Here is a 23,632-nt window from a genome sequence, read left to right as displayed (position 1 = left end):
TGATCGGACCCGGAATCGGGAACTGAGTAAAGCCTGAGTAAGTTGCAACAGGTGGGCCCATCTGTCCGGGCCCGTGCAGAGCCCGTACAGACAACAGCGAACTTCGAGGTGCGCACCTTGGCTTTCCAGATGCCGGACCGCGGCGGAGGCCCGACGGGACCGCGGATCAGAGTCGGCCGACCGTCCCGGCGAGTCCGGACCCTGTTCATGACGCTGGGTGTGCTGGCCGTGCTGGCCATGCTCTTCGTCATGTTCGCGGGGTTTTGGACGGATTGGCTCTGGTATCGCTCGCTTCATTACTCCTCGGTCTTCAGTACCACCCTCCGGACCAAGATCGGGCTGTTCTTCGTCTTCGGCCTGCTGATGTCCGCGGCCGTCGGGGTCAACATCTGGCTGGCGCACCGGCTGCGGCCGCCGCTGAGCGCGATGTCGATGGAGCAGCAGAGCCTCGACCGCTACCGGATGGGCATCGCGCCGTTCAAGAAGTGGGTGCTGCTCGCGGTCACCGCGCTGGTCGGGCTGATCGCCGGGGCCTCCGCGGCCGGGCAGTGGCGGCTGTGGCTGCTGTGGATCAACAGCGTGCCCTTCGGACAGAAGGACGCGGAGTTCCACAAGGACGTGGCGTTCTTCGCCTTCGACCTGCCCTGGTACCGCTTCCTGCTGAGCTTCGGCTTCGCGGCCACGGTGCTCTCCCTGATCGCCGCGGCCCTGGTGCACTACCTCTACGGGGGCCTGCGGGTCACCAGCCCGGGAGCGCGGGCGACCGGCGCGGCCACCGGCCATCTGTCGGTGCTGGTGGGCGTATTCGTGGCGCTCAAGGCGGTGGCGTACTGGCTGGACCGGTACGGCCTGGCGGTGAAGTCCAGCGACTTCAAGGCGACGGGCAACTGGACCGGTCTGCGCTATGTCGACGCCAACGCCTATCTGCCCGCCAAGACGATCCTGTTCTGCATCGCCGTCATCTGCGCGCTGCTGTTCTTCGCGACGCTGTGGCGGCGCACCTGGCAGCTTCCGGTGATCGGCTTCGGGCTGATGGTGCTGTCGGCGATCCTGATCGGCGGGCTCTACCCGGCGATCGTGCAGAAGTTCCAGGTCGAGCCGAACGAGCAGGCCAAGGAGTCGCCGTACATCAAGAAGAACATCGAGGCCACGCGCAAGGCGTACGGCATCGATGACTCCAAGGTGGCGGACTACACCGGCAAGACCGACGACAAGGCGGGCAGCGAGCTGCGCCAGACCGCCAACTCGACGGCCAGCTACCGGCTGATCGACCCGAGCGTCGTCTCGCCGACCTTCCAGCAGCTCCAGCAGAAGCGGAAGTACTACCAGTTCCCGTCGACCCTGGACGTCGACCGCTACAAGGACGCCAGCGGCAAGGATCAGGACACCGTCGTCGGTGTGCGCGAGCTGAACCTCGCCGGTGTGCCGAAGCGGAACTGGATCAACGACCACTTCACCTACACCCATGGCTACGGCATGATCGCGGCCAAGGGCACCAGCCCGGACCCCGAGGCGGACCAGCAGGGCGCCCCGGACTTCACCGAGGCCGGGCTGCCCACCACCGGGAGCCCCGGCAGCGGCGGGCTGAGCACCTACCGCCAGCAGGTCTACTACGGCGAGAAGACCAACCAGTACTCGATAGTGGGCGGCCCCCAGAAGGAGCTGGACTACGAGGACAACGGGGAGAAGACCACCAGCTACAAGGGCAAGAGCGGGGTCAGCCTCTCCAACCCGGTCAACCGCGCCGCCTACGCGGTGGCGTTCGGCGAGCCGCAGATGCTCTACTCCGGCGCCATCGGCGAGGGTTCGCGCATCCTGTACAACCGCACGCCCAAGGAGCGCGTCGAGAAGGTCGCCCCGTGGCTGACCATCGACGGGGACGCCTACCCGGCGGTGGTCGACGGCCGCATCAAGTGGATCGTGGACGCTTACACCACCACCAACGGCTATCCGTACGCGTCGCGGACCACCCTGGGTGACAGCACGGCCGACTCGCTGAGCGGCCAGGACCGCTCGGTGGTCGCCCAGCAGAACAAGGTCAACTACATCCGGAACTCGGTGAAGGCGACCGTCGACGCGTACGACGGCTCGGTCGACCTCTACGAGTGGGACTCCAAGGACCCGGTGCTCAAGACCTGGGAGAAGGCGTTCCCGGGCACGGTCAAGCCGAAGAGCGCGATCAGCGGCCAGCTGAAGGAGCATCTGCGGTATCCGCAGGACCTGTTCAAGGTCCAGCGCGAGCTGCTGACCCGCTACCACGTCACCGACCCGCAGCAGTTCTACAGCGGCAGTGACGCCTGGCAGGTGCCGGACGACCCGACCCGCAAGGACGGCAGCGCGGTCCCGCCGTACTACCTGAGCATGAAGATGCCGGACCAGCAGCGGCAGGCGTTCTCGCTGACGACGACCTTCACGCCCAACGGGCGGCCCACGCTCGGGGCGTTCATGTCCGTCGACGCCGATGCCAACAGCAAGGACTACGGCACGATAAGAATGCTGAAGGTCACCAATGACGTGCCCGGTCCACAGCAGGTGCAGAGCAAGCTGAACGGCACCCCGGAAGTGGCCGAGTTCGTACGGAACCTCAGGGGCACCGACTCGGACATCGAGTACGGCAACCTGCTGACGGTGCCGTTCAACGGTGGCTTCCTCTACATCGAGCCGGTGTACGCGCGGGGTGGCAACTCCAACTACCCGCTGCTGAAGAAGGTGGGCGTCTCCTACAACGGCAACGAACCCGCCTTCAAGAACACCCTGCCCGAGGCGCTGGACGCGGTCTTCGGCGAGGATTCCTCCGACGAGCAGCAGCCGCCGGGCGACGACACCGGGAAGCCGAGTGCCGATCCCACGGTGCAGGAGGCGCTGAAGGACGCCGGGCAGGCGTGGGAGGACAGCCAGAAGGCGCTGGAGCAGAAGCCGCAGGACTGGGAGGCGTACGGACGGGCCCAGAAGGACCTGAAGGACGCGCTGGACAAGGCCGCGAAGGCGGAGCAGAAGGCCGCCGAGAAGAAGAGCGGCTCCGGCACCCGGACGCAGAACGGTGCCCAGGGGGCGTCGAACAAGGGCGGCTGACGCCCGCGACCAGGGGAAAGACCGGAAAGAGGGTGCCCCGCGCCGTGGTACGGTGGTGACAACACGGCGCGGGGTGGAGCAGCTCGGTAGCTCGCTGGGCTCATAACCCAGAGGTCGCAGGTTCAAATCCTGTCCCCGCTACTGACAGACGAGGCCCGGATCCGCAAGGATCCGGGCCTCGTTGTGTGTCTACTCAACGATTCGGGATACAAGCGTTTGGGTTGTCTCTCTGTGGGCAAGTCGACAAAACGCTGAAGTGACCTCACTGGCTGCGGTATACCAGGTGTACGGCGGATGCGGGTGATGCCACGATGGAATTTATGGGGGACAGGGTCAGTCTGTTGGAGACAGGGCGTTTTGCGCACACGCATGACGATGCCGAGGAAGAGACACGGCATCGCCGTGCCGCCGACTCCGGTGATACGGCGTCGATGAGCGCCCTCGGCGCGCTGCTGCTGCGCCGCGGCGACCTCGACGGCGCCGAGCCGTATCTGCGGGGGGCCACGGCCGCGGGCGACCGCGCGGCCGCCAACAACCTCGGCGTCCTTCTCCACCAGCGCGGCTACGCCGACGAGGCGGCCGGCTGGTGGCGCATCGCCGCCGTAGCGGGCTCCGCCGCGGCCGCGCACGCCCTCGGCCGTCACCACCGCGAGCGCGGCGACGAACCGGCCGCCGAGTACTGGCTGCGCCAGTCCGCCGAATCCGGCCACACCCTGGGCGCGTACGCCCTCGCCGATCTGCTCGAGCACCGCAGCGACATCGGCGCCGAGCGGTGGTTCCGCGCGGCCGCCGAGCGCGGCCACCGCGAGGCCGCGTACCGGCTCGCCCGGCTGCTGGACCACAGCGAGGAGGGCGACGAGCGCGGCCGGGCCGGTGCCGAAGCGGAGCCGGAGGAGGCCGAGCAGTGGTACCGGCAGGCCGCCGCGCGCGGCCACCGGCGCGCCGCGCTCTGCCTCGGCACGCTGCTGGAGAAGCGCGGCGAGACCCAGGAGGCGGGCCGCTGGTACCTGACGTCCGCCAAGGACGGCGAGCCGCGCGCCGCCTGCGCGCTCGCCTTCCTGCTGCGCGACGCGGGCGACACCGACAGCGCCGCCGTCTGGTGGCACCGCGCCGCCCAGGACGGCGACGGCAACGCGGCCAACGCCCTGGGCGCGCTGCACGCCGACCGCGGCGAGACCCAGACCGCCGAGCGCTGGTACCGGGCCGCCCTGGACGCCGGGGACATCAACGGCGCGTACAACCTCGGCCTGCTCTGCGCCGAGCAGGGCCGCACCACCCAGGCCGAGCAGTGGTACCGCCGCGCCGCCTACGCCGGGCACCGCGAGGCCGCCAACGCGGTCGCCGTCCTGCTGCTCCAGCGCGGCGACGCGGCGGGCGCCGAGCCGTGGTTCTCCAAGGCGGCCGAGGCGGGCAGCGTGGACGCCGCGTTCAACCTGGGCATCCTGTACGCGGGCCGGGACGAGGAGCGGGCCGCCCGGCAGTGGTACGAGCGGGCCGCGGCCGCCGGGCACACCGAGGCCGCCCTCCAGGTCGGCATCGCCCTGCTGCGGGAGGGTGACCACCAGGCCGCCGAGCGCCATCTGCGCTGCGCCGCGGGCGGCGGCAGCGCCGAGGCCGCCTTCCGGCTGGCGGCGCTGCTGGACCGCTCGGCGGTCGGCGGCGACCCCGCGGCCACCGGCACCGGCTTCAGCTCGGGGACGCGGTTCCCGGTCGCGCCGGACGACGGCTCGGTGCCCGAGTACGAGGAGTGGTACGAGCGGGCGGCCCGCCAGGGCCACCGGCGCGCCCAGGTGCGCGTCGGCATGCTCGCGGCCGCCAGGGGCGAGGTGGTCGAGGCCGCCCGCTGGTACCGGATGGCCGCCGAGGCGGGCAGCAGCAACGGCGCGTTCAACCTCGGGCTGCTGCTGGCCCGCGAGGGCAGCGAGCCTGAGGCCGCCCTGTGGTGGACGCGCGCGGCCGGGGCCGGGCACGGCCGGGCCGCGCTGCGCCTGGCGCTGCTCGCGGCCCGCCGCGGCGCGCTGGCCGAGGGGCAGCGGTGGTGCGCCCGGGCGGTCGAGCTGGGCCCGGCGGAGGTCGCCGAGCGGGCGGCCCGGCTGCGGGACGCGCTCCAGCAGGAGCTGACCGCGTAGATCCGGGCGAGGACCGGGCGGCGGGGGCGTCGCGGGTGACGTCCGGGTAACCGGTTTGCTCCTGGCGTTGGCCTCGGGTTAAAGTTGTTCCACACCGACGCGGGGTGGAGCAGCTCGGTAGCTCGCTGGGCTCATAACCCAGAGGTCGCAGGTTCAAATCCTGTCCCCGCTACGAGAACGAAGGCCCGGATCTTCCGAGATCCGGGCCTTCGTCATGTCTGATCCGTCGTGTCCGGTCCCGAGAACGAAGAACCCCCGGCAGGCGCCACACGGCACCTCCGGGGGTTCTCTCGGGCCGTCAGGCCGCGCAGTCGGGGCAGATCCCGCGGTACGTCACCTCGGCCGCGGAGACCGCGAAGCCGAAGCGCTCGTGCGCGGGCAGGTCGGCCAGCGGGTCGCCGGCCGGGTGGACGTCGCGGATCGTGCCGCAGCGCGCGCACACCAGGTGCTGGTGCGCATGGTGCGCGTTCGGGTCGTAACGCTTCGCCCGGCCGTCCGTGCTGACCTCGATCACCTCGCCGAGCGAGACCAGCTCGCCGAGGGTGTTGTACACGGTCGCGCGGGAGATCTCGGGCAGCCGCTCGGCCGCCAGGGCGTGAACCTCGTCGGCGGTGTAGTGCACGTGGTCCCCGTCGAGGACCTCGGCGACGACACGCCGCTGCGCGGTCAGCCGCCAGCTACGCCCCCGGAGTCGTTTCAGCAGGTCACTCATGCCATTCACCTATCAGTCAGATAAGGACAGCGTAGCAGTGGCCTGATCCATGACCGGATCGGGTATCAGTCTCCAGATGATCTCGACTTGGACGAAGTCCAAGGTGTGATGTTCGGCATGCGATCGGGGGTCAGGCCAGCGCGGGCTGGGGCGCCGGGGTCCAGCAGCGGATGATGTCGCGCACCGACACCACCCCGACCGGGTCACCCGCCTCCAGCACGATGAGATGGCGGAAGCCGCCCTGGCTCATCGTGCGGGCCGCCTCCTCCAGGGTCCACCCGGGGGTGGCGAAGACGGCGTCGGCGGTGGTGTGGGCGTGCGCGGTCTCGTGGTCCGGGTCCTGGCCCGCGCCGAGGGAGTTGAGGATGTCCCGCTCGGTGAGGATGCCGAGGCCGCTGGTGTCGGGGTCGAGCACGATGGCCGATCCCACTCGGCGGGCGGACATCAGCCGGGCGGCCTGGCGGAGCGTATGGGCGGGGCCGATGGTGAGGACCACCGAGCTCATGGCGTCACGGACGTGCATGGGCATGGGGCACCTTCCTTGGAGGGAATCCGTCGAGCGCGCTCAAGTGAGCGCACTGGGGCGAGCGCACTCGAGAACGGATTCACAAGTTCACAAGGCTCTGGATTCTCATGTTCACATGCTCCGGTGGACACAACAAGGGCGCGCGGAAGCCGATCTTCGGCTCAGCGCGCCCGTACGCTCCGGTTGACAGCCCCTACGGCCGCAGGTAATCCAGCATCGCCCCGTGCAGCAGCCCGTTGGACGCCGCCGCGTCGCCGCTGTTCGGGCCGGGTACGCCGTCGAGTCCGGTGAAGCGGCCGCCCGCCTCCTGGACGATCACCGCGTTGGCCGCCATGTCCCACAGCGACAGTTCCGGTTCGGCGCACAGGTCCACCGACCCCTCGGCGACCATCATGTACGGCCAGAAGTCTCCGTAGCCGCGGGTGCGCCAGCAGGCCCGGCCCAGGTCGAGGAAGCCGTTCAGCATGCCGCGCTCCTCCCAGCCGCTGAGCGAGGAGTAGGCGAACGACGCGTCCTCCAGCGAGGCCACCTTCGAGACGTGCAGCCGGCTCGCCGACGACAGGCTCCGGCCGCTGTACGCCCCGAGCCCCTCGGCGGCCCACCAGCGGCGGCCCAGCGCCGGTGCCGAGACCACGCCGACCACCGGCCGGTCGCCGCCCGCGCCGCGCTCCATGAGTGCGATCAGGGTGGCCCAGACCGGAACCCCGCGCACATAGTTCTTGGTGCCGTCGATCGGGTCGATCACCCAGCGGCGCGGGCCGGTGCCCTCGCTGCCGAATTCCTCGCCGAGCACCGCGTCCCGCGGGCGGGCGCGCTGGAGCTGGGAGCGGATCAGCTCCTCGGCCGCCTTGTCGGCCTCGCTCACCGGCGTCATGTCGGGTTTCGTCTCGACCTTGAGATCGAGCGCCTTGAACCGCTCCATGGTCTGGGCGTCGGCGGCGTCGGCCAATACATGGGCGAAACGCAGGTCATCGTGGTAGTCGGCCATGGCCGAACAGTATCGATCCGCAACCGGGCGATCCACAGGAGGCTCTTGACACCATCTGGCGGGCCGTCAATTCTGTGCACCCACGGGGTCCGGGAGGCGATGATGCCCGCAGCGCGTGAATCCTTGCTCGACGCGGCCCTCGCCGCCCTCGCGCGCCGCCCGTGGCCCAGGATCCGGATGACCGACGTCGCCGCGTCGGCCGGGGTGTCGCGGCAGACCCTCTACAACGAGTTCGGTGGCAAGGACGGCCTCGCGCGCGCCCTGGTGCGGCGCGAGGCCGAGGCGTACCTCGACGGCGTCGAGCGGGCCCTGACCGGGGTGCCGGGCGCCGCCGGGCCCGGTGAGCGGCTGGCGGCGGCGGCCGTGTGGACGGTCCGGACCGGGACCGAGAATCCCCTCGTACGGGCGGTGCTCACCGGATGCTGGAGCGAACGGCTGCCGTCCGCCATGCACCGCCCGGTCCCGCCCGGCGGCCCGCCGCGCTCACGCCGCTCCGCCGTCGTCGAGCCGCTGCCGTCGCCCGGCGACCTGCTGGGCCAGGCGCGGGACCGGGCGGTGCGGCTGCTGGAGGCGGAGTGGCCGCCGGGCGGGCCCGTGGAGCTGGCCCGGGCCTGCGAGACGGCCGCGCGGCTGGCGCTGTCGTACGTCCTGGTGCCCGTGCCCGCCGTGGACGTGGCGAGCGCGGTGCGCGGCGCCCTCGGCACCCAGCCGGTCAGTGCCCCGAGCCGGAGAGCTGGAGGCCCACCACGCCGATGATCACCAGCGTGATGGAGACGATCTTCAGCACGGAGACCAGGTCGTTGAGGAAGACCATGCCGTAGATCGCCGTCCCGGCCGCCCCGATGCCCGTCCACACCGCGTACGCGGGCCCCACGTCGAGCTTCTTCAGGGACAGCGTCAGCAGTCCGAAGCTGCCGAGCGCGAACGCGCAGAACGCGATCGTCGGCCACAGCCTGGTGAAGCCGTGCGAGAGCTTGAGGCAGACGGCGAAGCCCGTTTCCAGGATCCCGGCGACCACGACCAGCAGCCACGCCATGACAGATGTCCTCCCGTACCGCTGACGGCTGCCTTCGCCTGGGTTGCCCTACGCCCGGGTTGTCTCGGTGGTGCGATTATCCCTTTACCTCACCGAGTGGGCGGCAAACGCGGCTTCGGCGGGGCGGCTCAGTCGCCCTCCCGGCGCTCACGGGTGGCGAGCAGCCGCCGCAGGGAGTACAGCCGGGCCGGGTCGGCATGGCCGTCCGTCACCCACTGGTCCAGGGCGCAGTCCGGCTCGTCGTGGCTGCACGCGCGCGGGCAGTCGTCGGTGCCCGGCTCCAGATCGGGGAAGGCGTGGATGACCCGCGTCGGGTCCACATGGTGCAGCCCGAAGGACCGCACGCCCGGCGTGTCGATCACCCATCCCTTGTCGTCCGGAAGGGGCAGCGCGAGCGCCGAGGTGGTGGTGTGGCGGCCGCGGCCGGTGACCGCGTTCACCCGTCCGGTGGCCCGCTTGCGCTCCGGCACCAGGGCGTTGACCAGGGTGGTCTTGCCGACGCCCGAGTGGCCGACGAAGACCGTGATCCGGTCCGTCAGCCGCTCCCGCACCCGGTCCGCTGCCTCCCTGTCGGCCAGTTCCTCGCGGTTGGTGACGACATAGGGCACGCCGAGCGTCCGATAGGTCTCCAACAGACTCTCGGCGGGCGCCAGATCGGACTTGGTGAGGACGAGCAGCGGATCGAGCCCCGCGTCGAACGCGGCCACCAGACAGCGGTCGATCAGCCGCGGCCTCGGCTCGGGGTCGGCCAGCGCGGTGACGATGGCCAGCTGCTCGGCGTTGGCGACGACCACCCGCTCGAACGGGTCGTCGTCATCGGCGGTCCGGCGCAGTACGGAGGACCGCTCCTCGACGCGGACCACGCGGGCCAGGGTGTCCTTGGCGCCGGACAGGTCGCCTACGACCGCGACCCGGTCGCCGACCACGACGCCCTTGCGGCCGAGTTCACGGGCCTTCATGGCGACGATGGTGCGGTCCTCGATGAGGACATGGAGACGGCCGCGGTCGACCGTCAGGACCATGCCCTCGGAGGCGTCCTCGTGTTTGGGGCGGATATGGGTACGCGGACGATTGCCCTTGCGGTTGGGGCGGACCCGTACGTCGTCCTCGTCGGTGTGCTTGCCGTAGCGGCGCATGGCGGAACGCTCTCAGGCTCTCCGCGCCGCGGCCGTTGTCGCGTCGAGCATTCCGGTCCACAGCCCGGGGAAGTCGGGCAGGGTCTTGGCCGTGGTCGCCACGTTCTCGACCTGCACGCCCTCGACGGCCAGGCCCAGGACGGCGGCGGCGGTGGCCAGCCGGTGGTCCTCGTAGGTGTGGAAGATGCCGCCGTGCAGCGGGCGCGGACGGATCCGCAGCCCGTCCTCGGTCTCCGAGACCTCGCCGCCGAGCTCGTTGATCTCCTTGGCGAGCGCGGCCAGCCGGTCGGTCTCGTGGAGCCGCAGATGGGCGATGCCGCGCAGGACGGACTCCGAGTCGGCCAGCGCCGCGACCGCCGCGATCACCGGGGTCAGCTCGCCGACCTCGTGCAGATCGGCGTCGATGCCGGTGATCCGGCCGGTGCCGGTGAAGGTCAGCCCGGCGTCGGTCAGCTCGCAGGAACCGCCCATGTCGGTGAAGATCCGGCGCAGCGCGTCACCGGGCTGGGTGGTGTGCTCCGGCCAGTCAGGGATGGTCACCCGGCCGCCGGTGACCAGGGCGGCGGCCAGGAACGGCGCCGCGTTGGACAGATCGGGCTCGACGACCAGGTCCCGGCCGAGCAGCGCGCTCGGCGCGACCCGCCATACGCCCGGCTCGCCGCCCGCCTCCGGGGTGTCGACCCGCGCGCCCGCCGCGCGCAGCATGTCGACGGTCATCCGGATGTGCGGCAGGGAGGGCAGCGCGGCGCCGATGTGGCGCACCTCGACCCCCTGGTTGAAGCGCGGCGCGGACAGCAGCAGCGCGCTGACGAACTGGGAGGACGCCGAGGCGTCGATGCGGACCGGGCCGCCGTCCAGCGCCCCGCCGCCGTGCACGGTCATCGGCAGCGCGCCGCGGCCGTCGTCGTCGATCCGGGCGCCGAGCGCGCGCAGCGCGTCGATCACGCCGTGCAGCGGCCGCTCGTGCGAGCGCGGGTCGCCGTCGAAGCGGACCGGGCCGTCGGCGAGGGAGGCGACCGGCGGCAGGAAGCGCATCACGGTGCCCGCGTTGCCGACGTCGATCGTGGCCGGGCCGTGCAGTCCGGCGGGGATGACCCGCCAGGCCTCGCCGCCGCCGGAGGAGCCGCCCGCGCCGAAGGCGCTGTCGGAGACCGTCTCCTCGATGCCGACGCCCATCGCGCGCAGCGCGTCGGCCATCAGCAGGGTGTCGCGGGAGCGCAGCGGCCGGCGCAGCCAGCCGGGCTCGGCGGCGAGCGCGGCCAGGATCAGACCGCGGTTGGTGACGGACTTCGATCCGGGCACGGTGACGGTCGCGTCGACCGCCCCGTCGGCGGTCGGGGCGGGCCAGAGGGCGGTGTCGTCGCCCGGGGAAGTCTCAATGCCGGTCATGGCTCTCACTTTAGTGGCTCACCGAGAGTGCGAATCTCGATCAAAAGTGGCGAAACCCAGTCGAAACACAGCGCTGGTACAGGGGTACGGGTCACAGCCGCAGCAGCCAGCGGCCGCCGCCGATGAGCGAGCACAGCGAGACGACGTGGAAGAGCAGCAGCCACACCACGGCCGGGACATTGGTGAGCCGGGCCAGCTGATCGGGGTCGGAGTCGTACGCCCCGCCGCGCCGCCGCTTGCCCTGGAGTTCGAACGGCGGACGGACGCCACCGATCAGCAGGAACCACACCACGCCGTACGCGAACGCCGCCTGGACGTCCGGTTCGGTCAGCCAGGAGACGAGGAAGAAGGCGGCCCCGGCGGTGACGACCGTGAGCATGCCGTACGCGTTGCGGATCATCACCAGCATCGCGGCGAGCAGCGCCGTCGTGCCCCACAGCAGCGCGGTGATGTGGTTCGCGGCCAGCAGCCAGGCGCCGAGCAGCCCGATCAGGGAGGGCGCGGTGTATCCGGCGGCCGCCGTGAGGACCATGCCGATACCGGTGGGCTTGCCGCGCGAGACGGTCAGCCCCGAGGTGTCCGAGTGCAGCCGGATGCCGTCCAGCCGCCGCCCGCTGAGCAGCGCGACCAGTCCGTGACCGCCCTCGTGGGCGATCGTGATCGCGTTGCGGGATATCCGCCAGGAGGTGCGGAAGACGACGACGGCGAGGGCTATCAGCCCGGTGGAGGCCACCAGCCACAGCGTGGGGTCGGGCTGGGCGCCGACGACGCGGTCCCACAGATCGGTGGCGTTCGTGTCCATGTGCGGGCGGCTCCTCGCGTCGGTTTGCGTCGTGGCAGTGTGGCACCTATGTGCGGTCGATACGCAGCGAGCCGGAGACCCGAGGATCTCGTCGGGACGTTCGGAGTGGAGAAGTGGGAGCCGGAGGAGACCCTGGCGCCCGACTGGAACGTCGCGCCCACCAAGGACGTGTACGCGGTGCTGGAACGCCCGCTCAAGGGCCCCGAGGCCGAGGCCGCCGGACCGCGTCCGGTGCGCCAGCTGCGGGCGCTGAAGTGGGGGCTCGTGCCGTCCTGGGCGAAGTCCCCCGAGGGCGGCGCGAAGATGATCAACGCCAGGGCCGAGACCGTGCACGAGAAGCCCTCGTACCGGCGCCCCTTCGCCTCGCGGCGCTGCATCCTGCCCGCCGACGGCTACTACGAGTGGGTCACCGCCTCGGGGGAGCGGCAGCTGGAGGAGAAGGGGAAGCGCAAACGGCCGCGCAAGCAGCCGTACTTCGTGACTCCGGTGGACGGTTCGGTCATGGCGATGGCCGGTCTGTACGAGTTCTGGCGGGACCGCACGCTGCCGGACGAGCATCCGCGCGCCTGGTGGGTGACCTGCACGGTGATCACCACCGAGGCGGAGCAGGAGCCGTTCGCGGGTGGCGCCGAGGGCGAGGGCCCGCGCTCGCTGGCCGAAATCCATCCGCGGATGCCGCTCGTCCTCACCGAGGACCGCTGGGACTCCTGGCTGGATCCGGCCCGTACCGACCCCGACGATCTGCGCCCGCTGCTCGCGCCGCCGCCCGCGGGGCTGCTGCGCGCGTACCCGGTCGCGACCGGGGTGAGCGATGTCCGCAACAACGGACCGGAGCTGCTTACGGAGCTGGAGGCCCCGGAAGAGGGCACCCTGTTCTGATGACGCGCACCCCTACGCCCGGCAGCACGCCCACCACCGAGACCGTGCCGACCCCGGCCGGTGACGCCCGGATCACCTGGCACCACGCCTCCGGCGCGCACACCGTGCTGGCCGTCTCGCACGGCGCGGGCGGCGGCATCGAGGCCCGTGACCTGCGGGCGCTGGCCGTCGAGCTGCCGCCGCGCGGAGTGAGCGTCGCGCTGGTCGAACAGCCGTGGCGGGTGGCGGGCAAGAAGGTCGCGCCCGCACCCAAGACCCTCGACACCGGCTGGCGCGCGCTGTGGCCCGCGCTGGAGCGGCCCGGCCTGCCGGTCGTCGCGGGCGGCCGCAGCGCCGGGGCGCGGGTGGCCTGCCGTACGGGGGCGGAGCTGGGCGCCCGCGCGGTGCTGGCGCTGTCCTTCCCGCTGCATCCGCCGGGCAAGCCGGAGAAGTCCCGCGCCGATGAGCTGCTGGCCACGGGCCTGCCGACGCTGGTCGTCCAGGGCGGCCGCGACCCCTTCGGCCGCCCCGGGGAGTTCCCGGCGCTGCCGGAGTCCACGGAGCTGGTCGAGGTACCCCACGGCGATCACGGCTTCGCCGTGCCGAAGTCGGCGGACATCACCGAACCGGAGGCCCTCGCCGTGATCACCGGAGCCGTCGTGGAGTGGCTGGCGCGGCTCGCGAGCTGAGCGCTGTGGGTGAGATCACGGGAATGCGACCCGGGGGGTCGGTGTTATACGCGTCGTAGGTATCGACCGCGTAAGAGGCACCAGCACGAGGAGAGGGAGTTCCCCGCATGGGTTCGCTTGCTTGCCCGGCCCGCCCGCACGCCGCTGACCTGGACTGGCGTCAGCTGGAGGCGGAGCAGACCGCGAAGATCGAGGCGGCGGGCGGACGGGATCGTCGTCTATTCTCCGATTCGAGCGGGTCCGCATCCGGATCCGTCGCGGAAACGGAGGAGGTGGGTCAGGTCACTGGGACCGACGCAGAGACCGACGGCGTCATCGACGGAGAGCGGGCCGAGCAGCGCCAGGAGACGTCCGCGGAGCGCAACGCGCGCTTCGAGCGGGACGCCCTGACGTTCCTCGACCAGATGTACTCTGCCGCGCTGCGCATGACCCGTAATCCGGCCGACGCAGAGGACCTCGTGCAGGAGACGTACGCGAAGGCGTACGGGTCCTTCCACCAATTCCGCGAGGGCACCAACCTCAAGGCGTGGCTGTACCGCATCCTCACCAACACCTTCATCAACTCGTACCGCAAGAAGCAGCGCGAACCGCAGCGCAGCGCGGCCGAGGAGATCGAGGACTGGCAGCTGGCGCGGGCCGAGTCGCACATGTCGACCGGGCTGCGGTCGGCCGAGTCCCAGGCCCTCGACCACCTTCCCGATTCGGATGTCAAGGAGGCCCTTCAGGCCATTCCCGAGGAGTTCCGGATCGCGGTCTACCTCGCGGATGTCGAGGGGTTTGCGTACAAGGAGATCGCCGACATCATGGGGACACCCATCGGTACGGTGATGTCCCGTCTGCACCGTGGGCGCCGTCAGCTGCGCGAACTGCTGGAGGACTACGCCCGTGGGCGCGGGCTCGTCCCGGCGGGCGCGTCCGGTGCTGCGGCGGACGAGTCGCACGATCGGAAAGGCGCGGACTCATGAGCTGCGGAGAGCCGCACGAGACGGATTGCTCCGAGGTCCTGGACCATCTCTACGAGTTCCTCGACCACGAGATGCCCGACCGCGACTGTGCCAAGTTCGAGGTGCACTTCGACGAGTGCTCCCCGTGCCTGGAGAAGTACGGCCTGGAGAAGGCCGTGAAGAAGCTGGTCAAGCGGTGCTGCGGGCAGGACGACGTGCCCAGTGACCTCCGCTCGAAGGTCATGGGCCGCATCGAGCTGATCCGCTCCGGGCACGCGGTGCCCGAGCGCGAACTCACCGCCGAGCCGGCGGACACCGGCGCGGACGCCGGCGCGCGGACCGCCGAGGCGCACTCGCCCACGACCGCCCAGGAGTAACCCCGGCCCTGGTGGCCGAAGCGGTCCGATCATCACCCGAAGGGGTGCAATCGGGCGGTCCATCCGGTCCCGCCCGCCGCATGCGGCCCTATTCTCCCCAAATCTGACCCGCCCCCGCCGGGGGCGGCGTCCCGATTGCGGATGGGGAGGAGGGCGGGTCGTTGCGGGCACTTCCTCTCGGGGCGCGCGCCTATGTGCTGTGCGCCGTGCTCGCCGGGGCGCTGTGCGCCGCCCCGGTGCTGCGGTCCCAGGCTGCCGTCCCGTGGGCCACGGTGATCCTGCTCGCCGCGGTGTACGCGGTGGGGTCCCGTACGGTGCGGGCCCCGTCCCCCGAATGGTGCAGCCCCGTCCTCCTGGCCGGGGCTTTTCTGCTGCCGCCCGCCGCGGCGGCGCTGGTCGCGGTGCCGGGGGCGCTGCTGGGCCGGGTCGAGCGGCACCCGGCGCCGGTGCGGCGCGCCTGGCGCGCCGCGCAGCTCTCACTGGCCGTCTGGGCCGCCGCGTACGCCTTCCGGGCCCTCGGCGGGGGCCTCGCGCCGCGGGCCGCCGAGAGCCCCGGTGTGCCCGGTTTTCCGGGTGCCCTGGCCGCCGCTCCGGCCGCCGCGCTCGTGCTGGGGCTGGTCACCGCCGTCCTGGAGGCCGGGGTGCTGGTCCTCGCCGAGCGCCGCTCGGCCCGCGCCGCCTGGCGCGGCCGCCACCTGAGCGCGCTGGCGCCCCAGCTGGTCCACGGGCCCGCCGGGCTCGCCATGGCGGTGCTGTGGACCAGCCCGTACGGACCGGCGGCCGCCCTGCTGGTGCTGCTGCCGATGTACGTCTGCGCGTGCGTCTTCGCGCTCTGCCACCGCGAGCGCGCCGCCCACCAGGCCACCATCCGCGCCCTCGTCCAGGCCGTCGACATCAAGGACCGCTACACCCGGGGCCACAGCGAGCGGGTCGGCCGCGCTTCCGTGCTGATCGCCCGCGAGCTGGGCATGAGCGGCGACCGGCTGGAGGCCCTGCGCATCGCGGGCATCCTGCACGACGTCGGCAAGCTCGGCGTCCCCACCCGGCTGCTGCGCAAGAACGGCCCGCTGACCCCCGAGGAGCGCCGCGTCATCGAGCTGCACCCCGAATACGGCCACGAGATGGTGCGCGGCATCCGCTTCCTGGGCGAGGCGCGGACGGCCATCCTGCACCACCACGAGCGGCTGGACGGCAGCGGCTACCCGTACGGGCTGGCCGGGGCGCAGATCCCGGAGTTCGCGCGGGTGGTGGCGGTCGCGGACGCGTTCGACGCGATGACCTCGACGCGTACGTACAGCAGGGCCCGCCCGGTGGAGACGGCGGTCGCGGAGCTGAAGCGGTGCGCGGGCTCGCAGTTCGACCCGCGCATGGTGAGCGCCCTGGCCCGCGCGCTGGACCGGCACGGCTGGCACGCGGCGGTCACCGCGGACGCCCGTACGGAGGTGCTGCCGGACGCCGCCGACGAGCGCGGAAACGTCCCGCCGCCCCCGCTCGTACGCGCCGCCACGGCGCCGGGCGCGGCCGATGGCGCCCCGCCGCCGCTGGACCCCCCACGCCCCGGCGGCGGCGCGTGACCCCCGCCCGGCGCCCCGGCGCACCCGGCCCGGAGGGCCGGGACCGGGACGTCCGGCCGACACGGGCTCACAGCGGTGACGAGTCGGGCCCAGCTGGCCGCCCCGGTCGGACGGCTGACCGGCGGGGAGGCGCGGACGAGGGCGCGCCCACCGGCCCCGGTCCCGGCGCGCCCAGCGGGAACGGTCCGGACGCCGCCCGAGCGTCTGGCGGCGCGGGCCGGGCGCCGGGCGGGGACACGTCCGCGCCTCGACGTGGGGCACAGGCCCCGCGGCCCGGCGGCCCGCCCGGCCCCTCCGTGGGGCGTGAGCCCGGCGGTCCGTTATCGCCGTCCGGCGGGGACCGGGAGCGCCGCGCGGGCCCGCCGCCCGGCCCGGAACTGGACCGGGACCGGAGCGCGGCGGCATGGGCCGCGCAGCGGTCGGGTGGGGGCGTGGAGGCGTCCGGCCGCGTCGACGGGCTGTCCGACGGGCTTCGGCGGCTCGCCGAGGCGCACGCGCGGGCCGTTCGGCGGGCGGGGCGTAGCCGCGGCGCGGGGCCGGGGCCGGTGGCGCGGCGGGGTGGTGGGGGCACCCTCGGGGCGGTGTACGGGGCCGCCGGGGTGCTTGCCGTGGTGGCGCTCGCGTGGACGGAGTGGCACGGGATACGCGAGCCGGGGGCGGCGCTCGCCTTCGGGCTGCTGATCGCCCTCGGGGAAGCCGTCCGGTGCTGCGACGCCCCGGCCGCGCTCCCGCGCGCGAGCGGGGCGCACGAGCAGCGCGGCGAGCCCACGCCCCTCGCCGCCGCGGCCGCCCTCGGCTACGCCCTGCTGGGGCGGCTGGGCGGGGAGCCGACCAGCCATGGGGTGCTCCAGGTCGTCACCGTCGTGGTGGCGGCCTCCCTGACGGGCCTGGTGCCGCGCATGGCGCTCGGGCGCCCGGCCGATCCGGGGCACACCGCCCGCCGCGTGCTGACCGTCGGGTTCGCGGCCACCTGCTTCCAACCGCTGCACCACACCGGCCGGTTGGGGGCCTGGCTGGGGCACGGCCCCGCCCTCGTCGGCTACTTGCTGGCCGTGCTGGCGCTGACCGCGCTGTGCGACGCGGTGCTCGCGGCGGCGCTGGCCCGGGCCCGTACCGGATGGCCGTACGGGCCGCTGCTGCGCGACGAACTGCGGGCGCTGAGCGGCATAGGGTCGGCGATCTGCGCGACCGGGGTGGTGATGGCGCTCACGGTGGCGGTCGCCGGGCTGTGGGCGCTGCCGGTGCTGGCGCTGCCGCCGCTGCTGATCCAGTACTCGTTCCGCCGGTACGCCGCGATCCGCGCCACCTGCCGTCAGACGATCGCCTCCCTGGCCCGTTCGACCGAGATCGCCGGGTATACCCCCGCGGGCCATGCCCGCAAGGTCGCGGGCCTGAGCCGGGCGGTCGGCCGTGAGCTGGGGCTTTCCGAGCCCGCCCTGACTGTGCTGGAATACGCGGCGCTGATGCACGACATCGGGCAGCTGTCCCTGGTGGACCCGGTACCGGCCGGGGCGACCGAGCCGCTGGCCCGCGCCGAGCAGCGGCGGATCGCGCTGCTGGGGGGTGCCGTGGTACGGCAGACGGGGGTGCCCGCGGAGGTCGCGGAGATCGTCGAACAACAGGCGGATCCGTACCGCGAACAGCCCCTGTCCGCGCGTATCGTGCGCGCGGTGAACGCGTACACCGAGGCGGCGGGCGGCCCGGCGGCCGCGGGACAGGGGGGAGCGGCGCCGCTGCGCGCCCTGGAACGGCTGCGGCTGGCCACCGCGCGGGAGTTCGATCCGGCGGTGGTCGAGGCGCTGGCGACGGTGCTGTCCCGCCCGGCGTACGGCCGTCCCCGGTGACGCGTGGGGAACTCGCGGGTAATGAGCGGGTCGCCCAAAAGGCATGGTTGGATGCGAGAGAGGGGTGTCGGGCCGATGGCCGGTGGCAAGGAGGTGTGGTGGGCATCGTCTCCCGGCCGAAGGGTGAGGGGCTGGGCTGAGATGTCCGCGGATGTGTGGCAGGTTGTCTCCCAGGGAGGGCGACGCCGTCCGCGTCAGGCTCTGGTACGGGACTACTTCGATACCGGCAGGCGGGAATCGTGAAGATCTTCGGCAAGGTACGGCACCGGCCGTCCGCCTCATGGCGGCAGGCCACGGACCGTGCGTTCACGCTCATCGGCGACGGCCGGTACGAGGACGCGGGAGCGCTGCTGACCCGCGCCGCCGACCTGGAGCCGTGGCTGTCGGAGTCCTGGTTCAACCTCGCGCTGCTGCACAAGTTCCGGCACGACTGGGAGCAGGCCCGGGCCGCCGGGCTGCGCGCGGTGGCGCTGCTGGACCGCGAGGCGGGCGCCCCCGACTGGTGGAACGTGGGCATCGCCGCGACCGCCCTCCAGGACTGGCCGCTGGCCCGCCGCGCCTGGCAGGCGTACGGGCTGAAGGTGCCCGGGGACGCGTCCGCTTCCGGTGAGCCGCTGGGCATGGAGCTGGGCAGCGCCGCCGTGCGGCTGTCGCCGGAGGGCGAGGCCGAGGTGGTCTGGGGCCGTCGGCTGGATCCGGCCCGGATCGAGGTGCTGTCGATCCCGCTGCCGTCCTCCGGGCGGCGCTGGGGCGAGGTCGTGCTGCACGACGGCGTTCCGCACGGTGAGCGGGTGACCTCCGCTGGCCCGGCCTACCCCGTCTTCGACGAGATCGAGCTGTGGGCGCCGTCCCCGGTGCCGACCTGGGTGGTGCTGCTGGAGGCGGCCACCGAGGCCGACCGGGACGCCCTGGAGCGGCTGGCGGCCGACGCGGGCTTCGCCGCCGAGGACTGGTCGTCGTCGGTGCGGCTGCTGTGCCGCTCCTGTTCGGAGAGCCGGATGCCCAGCGACGAGGGCGAGGGCGAGCACCTGGACCCGCACGACCACAGTGAGCCGGGTCACCCCGGGCCGCTGGGGCACCGCACGGCGGGCTCGGGCTCGCTGTGGGTCGCCGAGCGCGAATGCGGGATCGCCGCCCCCAGCGGTCTTGTGCGGGGGCTGCTGGACGGCTGGGTCGCCGACAGCCCGGACACCCGGGAGTGGCGGGACCTCGAAGAGGTCTGCTGAGGTCCGCTGAGGCCCGGAAAGGGCCACTGATCCCCCTGGCTTTCCGGGCGGGCCGTACCCTGTAGGGCGACGCATCACGGTTACAGGGAAGGCGTACGGCGGACGATGTCGCAGCAAGGGACCACGAAGCAGCAGGCGGACGACGAGTTCGTCGTGGACACGGAGGACTGCGAGGAGCGTGAGCGGGCGTACCGCGAGCGCGGCACCGCCCGCCCGATCACGGTCGTCGGCAACCCGGTGCTCCACAAGGAGTGCCAGGACGTCACGGAGTTCGGCGACGAGCTCGCGGCGCTGATCGACGACATGTTCGCCAGCCAGCGGGCCGCGGAGGGCGTGGGCCTGGCCGCCAACCAGATCGGCGTCGACCTCAAGGTCTTCGTCTACGACTGCATGGACGACGAGGGCGTGCGCCACGTCGGCGTGGTCTGCAACCCGGTGCTGGAGGAGCTGCCCGCCGACCGGCGCGTGCTGGACGACTCCAACGAGGGCTGCCTGTCGGTCCCCACCGCCTACTGCGAGCTGGCCCGCCCGGACTACGCGGTGGTGCGCGGCCAGGACGCCGAGGGCAAGCCGATCACCGTGCGCGGCACCGGCTACTTCGCGCGCTGCCTCCAGCACGAGACCGACCACCTCTACGGCTACCTCTACATCGACCGCCTCTCCAAGCGCGACCGCAAGGACGTCCTCCGGCAGATGGCCGAGGGCACCGCGCGCTACGAGACGGTGCCGAACGACTGACGTCGGCGCGCGCAGTACGGCGAAGGGCCGGACCCCGCCCGGGGTCCGGCCCTTCTTCCGTACGGATGCGCCGGGATCAGAAGTCGTCGTCGAAGGAGACCGAGCCCTCGACCGCGACCTGGTAGGCCGAGGCGCGGCGCTCGAAGAAGTTGGTCAGCTCCTGGACGTCCTGGAGCTCCATGAAGGAGAACGGGTTCTCCGAGCCGAAGACCGCGGGGAAGCCGAGCCGCGCCAGTCGCTGGTCGGCCACGCACTCCAGGTACGCGCGCATCGACTCGGTGTTCATGCCCGGCAGGCCGTCGCCGCACAGGTCGCGGGCGAACTGGAGTTCCGCCTCGACGGCCTCCTTCAGCATGTCGGTGACCTGGCGCTCCAGCTCGTCGTCGAAGAGGTCGGGCTCCTCCTCGCGGACGGTGTCCACGACGGAGAAGGCGAACTCCATGTGCATGGACTCGTCGCGGAACACCCAGTTGGTGCCGGTCGCCAGGCCGTGCAGCAGACCGCGCGAGCGGAACCAGTACACGTACGCGAAGGCGCCGTAGAAGAACAGGCCCTCGATGCACGCCGCGAAGCAGATCAGGTTGAGCAGGAAGCGGCGGCGGTCGGCCTTGGACTCCAGCCGGTCGATCTTCTCCACCGAGTCCATCCAGCGGAAGCAGAACTCCGCCTTCTCCCGGATGGAGGGGATGTTCTCGACCGCCGCGAAGGACGCCGCCCGGTCGTCCGGGTCGGGCAGGTAGGTGTCCAGCAGGGTCAGATAGAACTGGACGTGCACGGCCTCCTCGAAGAGCTGCCGCGACAGGTACAGCCGCGCCTCGGGGGAGTTGATGTGCTTGTAGAGCGTCAGCACCAGGTTGTTGGACACGATCGAGTCGCCGGTCGCGAAGAACGCCACCAGCCGGCTGATCATGTGCTGCTCACCCGGGGAGAGCTTGGCGAGGTCGGCGACGTCCGAGTGGAGGTCGACCTCCTCCACGGTCCAGGTGTTCTTGATCGCGTCCCGGTAGCGGTCGTAGAACTCCGGGTACCGCATCGGCCGCAGGGTCAGCTCGAACCCGGGATCCAGCAGGTTCTTGGCCTGGTCCGGCGCGGTGTTCGCGGTGGTCATCTCGGATGCGGTGGGCATTACTGGCAGGCCTCGCAGGACTCGGGGTTTTCCAGGGAGCAGGCGACCGCGTCGTCGTCGGCGGGCGCCTGCTGGACGGGGACGGTCGCCGTGGCGGCGCCACCGCGGGCGCTCTGGGCGATCCGGGTCGCCGGGCGCGAGCGCAGGTAGTACGTGGTCTTGATGCCGCGCTTCCAGGCGTACGCGTACATCGAGCTGAGCTTGCCGATGGTCGGCGCCGCCATGAAGAGGTTCAGCGACTGGCTCTGGTCGAGGTACGGGGTGCGGGCGGCCGCCATGTCGATCAGGGCGCGCTGCGGCACCTCCCACGCGGTCCGGTACAGGTCGCGGACGTCGGCGGGCACCCAGGAGAAGTCCTGGACCGAGCCGTTGGCCTCGCGCAGCGCGTCCCGGGTCTGGGCGTCCCAGACGCCGAGCTTCTTGAGGTCGTTCACCAGGTAGTTGTTGACCTGGAGGAACTCACCGCTGAGCGTTTCGCGCTTGAAGAGGTTGGAGACCTGCGGCTCGATGCACTCGTACACGCCCGCGATGGAGGCGATGGTGGCGGTCGGCGCGATGGCCAGGAGCAGCGAGTTCCGCATGCCGGTCGTCGCCATCCGCTGCCGCAGCGCCTCCCAGCGCTCGGGCCAGGTGGCGGTCGCGTCGGTGTAGTGGTCCGGGTGGAGCACACCGCGCGCGGTGCGGGTCTCGGCCCAGGCCGGGTGCGGACCGTGGCGCTCGGCGAGGTCGCAGGACGCCTCGTACGCGGCGAGCATGATGCGCTCGGAGATCCGGGTGGACAGCGCCTGCGCCTCGGCCGAGTCGAACGGCAGCCGCAGCCGGAAGAACACGTCCTGGAGGCCCATCAGCCCGAGCCCCACCGGCCGCCAGCGGGAGTTGGAGGCCCCGGCCTCTTCCGTGGGGTAGAAGTTGATGTCCACCACGCGGTCGAGGAAGGTCACGGCGGTGCGGACGGTGCGGTCCAGCCGCTCCCAGTCCATCTCGCCGTCCGCACCGAGGTGCGCGGCCAGGTTGACCGAGCCGAGGTTGCAGACGGCGGTCTCGCCGTCGTCGGTGACCTCCAGGATCTCGGTGCACAGGTTGGAGGAGTGGACGACCCGGCCCGGCTCGGCGGTCTGGTTGGCGGTGCGGTTGGCGGCGTCCTTGAACGTCATCCAGCCGTTGCCGGTCTGCGCGAGGGTGCGCATCATCCGCGCGTACAGCTGGCGCGCCGGGACCTTCTTGAGCGCCCGCCCCTCGGCCTCGAACCGGCGGTACGCGGTCTCGAACTCCTCGCCCCACAGGTCGACCAGCTCGGGCGCGTCCACCGGCGAGAACAGCGACCAGTCGGCGTCCGCCTCGACCCGGCGCATGAACTCGTCCGGGATCCAGTGCGCGATGTTGAGGTTGTGGGTGCGGCGGGCCTCTTCGCCCGTGTTGTCCCGCAGCTCCAGGAACTCCTCGATGTCCGCGTGCCAGGTCTCCAGGTAGACGCAGGCCGCGCCCTTGCGCCGGCCGCCCTGGTTGACGGCCGCCACCGAGGCGTCGAGCGTGCGCAGGAACGGCACGATGCCGTTGGAGTGCCCGTTGGTGCCGCGGATCAGCGAACCGCGGGCGCGGATGCGGGAGTACGACAGACCGATGCCGCCCGCGTGCTTCGAAAGCCGCGCCACCTGGTGGTAGCGGTTGTAGATCGAGTCCAGCTCGTCCAGCGGCGAGTCCAGCAGATAGCAGGACGACATCTGCGGGTGGCGGGTGCCGGAGTTGAACAGCGTGGGGGAGCTGGGCAGGTACGACAGCGTGCTGGTCATCCGGTACAGCTCGGCGACGTCCGCCAGCGCCCGCTCCGACAGGTCCTCGGCGAGCCCGCAGGCCACCCGCAGCAGGAAGTGCTGCGGGGTCTCGATCACCTGACGGGTGATGGGGTGGCGCAGCAGATAGCGGCTGTGCAGGGTGCGCAGCCCGAAGTAGCCGAAGCGGTCGTCGGCGCCGTCGGCCAGCGCCTGGTCCACCAGGCCGTCCAGCCGGGCGGTGTGGGCGGTCACGAACTCGGCGGTGGAGTCGGCGATCAGGCCCTCGCGGTGGCCCACGGCGACGGAGGCCGAGAAGGAGTCCGCGCCCTGCCCGGCCGCCTCCTCGGCGATCGCGCGGGTCAGCAGCCGCGCGGCCAGCTTGGAGTACTCCGGTTCCTCGCCGATGAGCCCGGCCGCCGCCTCGGTCGCCAGCGAGCGCAACTCCGCCTCGTCCGAACCGGGATGGCGGCCGCGCAGGGCGGCGGCCGCGACCTTGCCGGGGTCGGTGGCGGGCAGATCGGCGGTGAGCGCCGTCAGGGTCCGCAGCAGGGCGGTCCCGGGCGCGTCGGCCGCTGCCGCAGTATCCGCTGCCTCTGAAACCGGGTCGGCGGGCGCGATGGTCACTGAAGTGGTCTCCCTCGCTCGGCTGGGGGCCTTTCGAGGGCAGTGCGCGATGGCCGCTCGTGGGCATGCC

20 protein-coding genes and 2 tRNA genes are annotated in these 23,632 nt (G+C 72.2%); 13 read left to right on the top strand and 9 right to left on the bottom strand.

Going from position 1 to position 23,632, the window contains the following annotated elements; all coding sequences use genetic code 11:
- The first annotated feature begins 129 nt into the window (after positions 1-129).
- From ACH4TL_RS02785 to ACH4TL_RS02770, 4 genes are all read left to right on the top strand, one after another.
- Positions 130-3,072: a UPF0182 family protein gene (locus ACH4TL_RS02785; protein ID WP_398313706.1), complete on the top strand. Its 2,943-nt coding sequence runs from the start codon at positions 130-132 to the stop codon at positions 3,070-3,072.
- A gap of 67 nt (positions 3,073-3,139) precedes the next feature.
- Positions 3,140-3,213, top strand: a tRNA-Met gene (locus ACH4TL_RS02780).
- A gap of 170 nt (positions 3,214-3,383) precedes the next feature.
- The gene (locus ACH4TL_RS02775; protein ID WP_398313130.1) at positions 3,384-5,201 is read left to right on the top strand and encodes a tetratricopeptide repeat protein; all 1,818 of its coding nucleotides are present in this window, start codon (positions 3,384-3,386) and stop codon (positions 5,199-5,201) included.
- A gap of 98 nt (positions 5,202-5,299) precedes the next feature.
- Positions 5,300-5,373 (top strand) — tRNA-Met (locus tag ACH4TL_RS02770).
- A gap of 126 nt (positions 5,374-5,499) precedes the next feature.
- Here ACH4TL_RS02770 and ACH4TL_RS02765 read toward each other — a convergent pair.
- The 3 genes from ACH4TL_RS02765 to hisN form a co-directional block, all read right to left on the bottom strand.
- Positions 5,500-5,913, bottom strand: a complete 414-nt coding sequence (locus ACH4TL_RS02765) for a Fur family transcriptional regulator (protein ID WP_398313132.1) — start codon at positions 5,911-5,913, stop codon at positions 5,500-5,502.
- A gap of 130 nt (positions 5,914-6,043) precedes the next feature.
- Positions 6,044-6,436 carry a cyclic nucleotide-binding/CBS domain-containing protein gene (locus ACH4TL_RS02760; RefSeq protein WP_398313708.1) on the bottom strand — a complete coding sequence of 131 codons (393 nt, stop codon included), beginning with the start codon at positions 6,434-6,436 and terminating at the stop codon, positions 6,044-6,046.
- A gap of 196 nt (positions 6,437-6,632) precedes the next feature.
- Complete coding sequence (gene hisN / locus ACH4TL_RS02755; protein WP_398313134.1) at positions 6,633-7,427, bottom strand: histidinol-phosphatase; 795 nt, start codon at positions 7,425-7,427, stop codon at positions 6,633-6,635.
- A gap of 102 nt (positions 7,428-7,529) precedes the next feature.
- Here hisN and ACH4TL_RS02750 point away from each other — a divergent pair, with 102 nt between their 5' ends.
- Positions 7,530-8,183 (top strand): TetR/AcrR family transcriptional regulator, encoded by a 654-nt coding sequence (locus ACH4TL_RS02750; RefSeq protein WP_398313136.1) that lies wholly within the window; start codon positions 7,530-7,532, stop codon positions 8,181-8,183.
- Here the strand turns inward: ACH4TL_RS02750 and ACH4TL_RS02745 are convergent.
- The 4 genes from ACH4TL_RS02745 to ACH4TL_RS02730 all read right to left on the bottom strand — a co-directional run bounded on the left by ACH4TL_RS02745 (position 8,140) and on the right by ACH4TL_RS02730 (position 11,790).
- Entirely contained in the window at positions 8,140-8,463 is a 324-nt protein-coding gene (locus ACH4TL_RS02745) for a DMT family transporter (protein WP_398313138.1), read from the bottom strand. The genes ACH4TL_RS02750 and ACH4TL_RS02745 overlap by 44 nt on opposite strands.
- Positions 8,464-8,591: 128 nt before the next feature.
- Complete coding sequence (gene rsgA / locus ACH4TL_RS02740) at positions 8,592-9,599, bottom strand: ribosome small subunit-dependent GTPase A (RefSeq protein WP_398313140.1); 1,008 nt, start codon at positions 9,597-9,599, stop codon at positions 8,592-8,594.
- Between the two features lie 12 nt (positions 9,600-9,611).
- Complete coding sequence (aroA, locus tag ACH4TL_RS02735; protein ID WP_398313142.1) at positions 9,612-10,988, bottom strand: 3-phosphoshikimate 1-carboxyvinyltransferase; 1,377 nt, start codon at positions 10,986-10,988, stop codon at positions 9,612-9,614.
- A 91-nt stretch (positions 10,989-11,079) separates the two neighbouring features.
- The gene (locus tag ACH4TL_RS02730; RefSeq protein ID WP_398313144.1) at positions 11,080-11,790 is read right to left on the bottom strand and encodes a M50 family metallopeptidase; all 711 of its coding nucleotides are present in this window, start codon (positions 11,788-11,790) and stop codon (positions 11,080-11,082) included.
- A gap of 48 nt (positions 11,791-11,838) precedes the next feature.
- Here ACH4TL_RS02730 and ACH4TL_RS02725 point away from each other — a divergent pair, with 48 nt between their 5' ends.
- The 8 genes from ACH4TL_RS02725 (at position 11,839) to def (ending at position 20,040) form a co-directional block, all read left to right on the top strand.
- A complete protein-coding gene (locus tag ACH4TL_RS02725; RefSeq protein WP_398313146.1) occupies positions 11,839-12,669 on the top strand; it encodes an SOS response-associated peptidase in 831 nt (276 codons plus the stop codon).
- Positions 12,669-13,337: an alpha/beta family hydrolase gene (locus ACH4TL_RS02720; RefSeq protein WP_398313148.1), complete on the top strand. Its 669-nt coding sequence runs from the start codon at positions 12,669-12,671 to the stop codon at positions 13,335-13,337. Before ACH4TL_RS02725 ends, ACH4TL_RS02720 begins: the two co-directional genes overlap by 1 nt.
- 272 nt (positions 13,338-13,609) lie before the next feature.
- The gene (locus ACH4TL_RS02715) at positions 13,610-14,302 is read left to right on the top strand and encodes a sigma-70 family RNA polymerase sigma factor (RefSeq protein WP_398313710.1); all 693 of its coding nucleotides are present in this window, start codon (positions 13,610-13,612) and stop codon (positions 14,300-14,302) included.
- Positions 14,299-14,658 (top strand): mycothiol system anti-sigma-R factor, encoded by a 360-nt coding sequence (gene rsrA, locus ACH4TL_RS02710; RefSeq protein WP_398313150.1) that lies wholly within the window; start codon positions 14,299-14,301, stop codon positions 14,656-14,658. The genes ACH4TL_RS02715 and rsrA overlap by 4 nt, the downstream gene beginning before the upstream one ends.
- A 161-nt stretch (positions 14,659-14,819) precedes the next feature.
- Complete coding sequence (locus ACH4TL_RS02705) at positions 14,820-16,232, top strand: HD-GYP domain-containing protein (RefSeq protein ID WP_398313152.1); 1,413 nt, start codon at positions 14,820-14,822, stop codon at positions 16,230-16,232.
- A gap of 581 nt (positions 16,233-16,813) precedes the next feature.
- Positions 16,814-18,076: an HD-GYP domain-containing protein gene (locus ACH4TL_RS02700; protein WP_398313712.1), complete on the top strand. Its 1,263-nt coding sequence runs from the start codon at positions 16,814-16,816 to the stop codon at positions 18,074-18,076.
- Positions 18,077-18,315: 239 nt separating this feature from the next.
- Entirely contained in the window at positions 18,316-19,302 is a 987-nt protein-coding gene (locus ACH4TL_RS02695) for a tetratricopeptide repeat protein (RefSeq protein WP_398313154.1), read from the top strand.
- 105 nt (positions 19,303-19,407) lie between these two features.
- Positions 19,408-20,040 (top strand): peptide deformylase, encoded by a 633-nt coding sequence (def, locus tag ACH4TL_RS02690; RefSeq protein WP_398313156.1) that lies wholly within the window; start codon positions 19,408-19,410, stop codon positions 20,038-20,040.
- Positions 20,041-20,116: 76 nt separating this feature from the next.
- Here the strand turns inward: def and ACH4TL_RS02685 are convergent, their stop codons facing one another.
- The gene (locus tag ACH4TL_RS02685; protein WP_398313158.1) at positions 20,117-21,148 is read right to left on the bottom strand and encodes a ribonucleotide-diphosphate reductase subunit beta; all 1,032 of its coding nucleotides are present in this window, start codon (positions 21,146-21,148) and stop codon (positions 20,117-20,119) included.
- Positions 21,149-21,165: 17 nt separating this feature from the next.
- Entirely contained in the window at positions 21,166-23,562 is a 2,397-nt protein-coding gene (locus ACH4TL_RS02680; protein WP_398313160.1) for a ribonucleoside-diphosphate reductase subunit alpha, read from the bottom strand.
- Positions 23,563-23,632 lie beyond the last annotated feature (70 nt).

Origin of the sequence: Streptomyces sp. NPDC021115 (genome assembly GCF_044333065.1) — a bacterium.
GTDB lineage: Bacteria > Actinomycetota > Actinomycetes > Streptomycetales > Streptomycetaceae > Streptomyces.
Note: the sequence above shows the minus strand (reverse complement) of the source record. Positions and strands in the feature narration are given on the sequence as shown.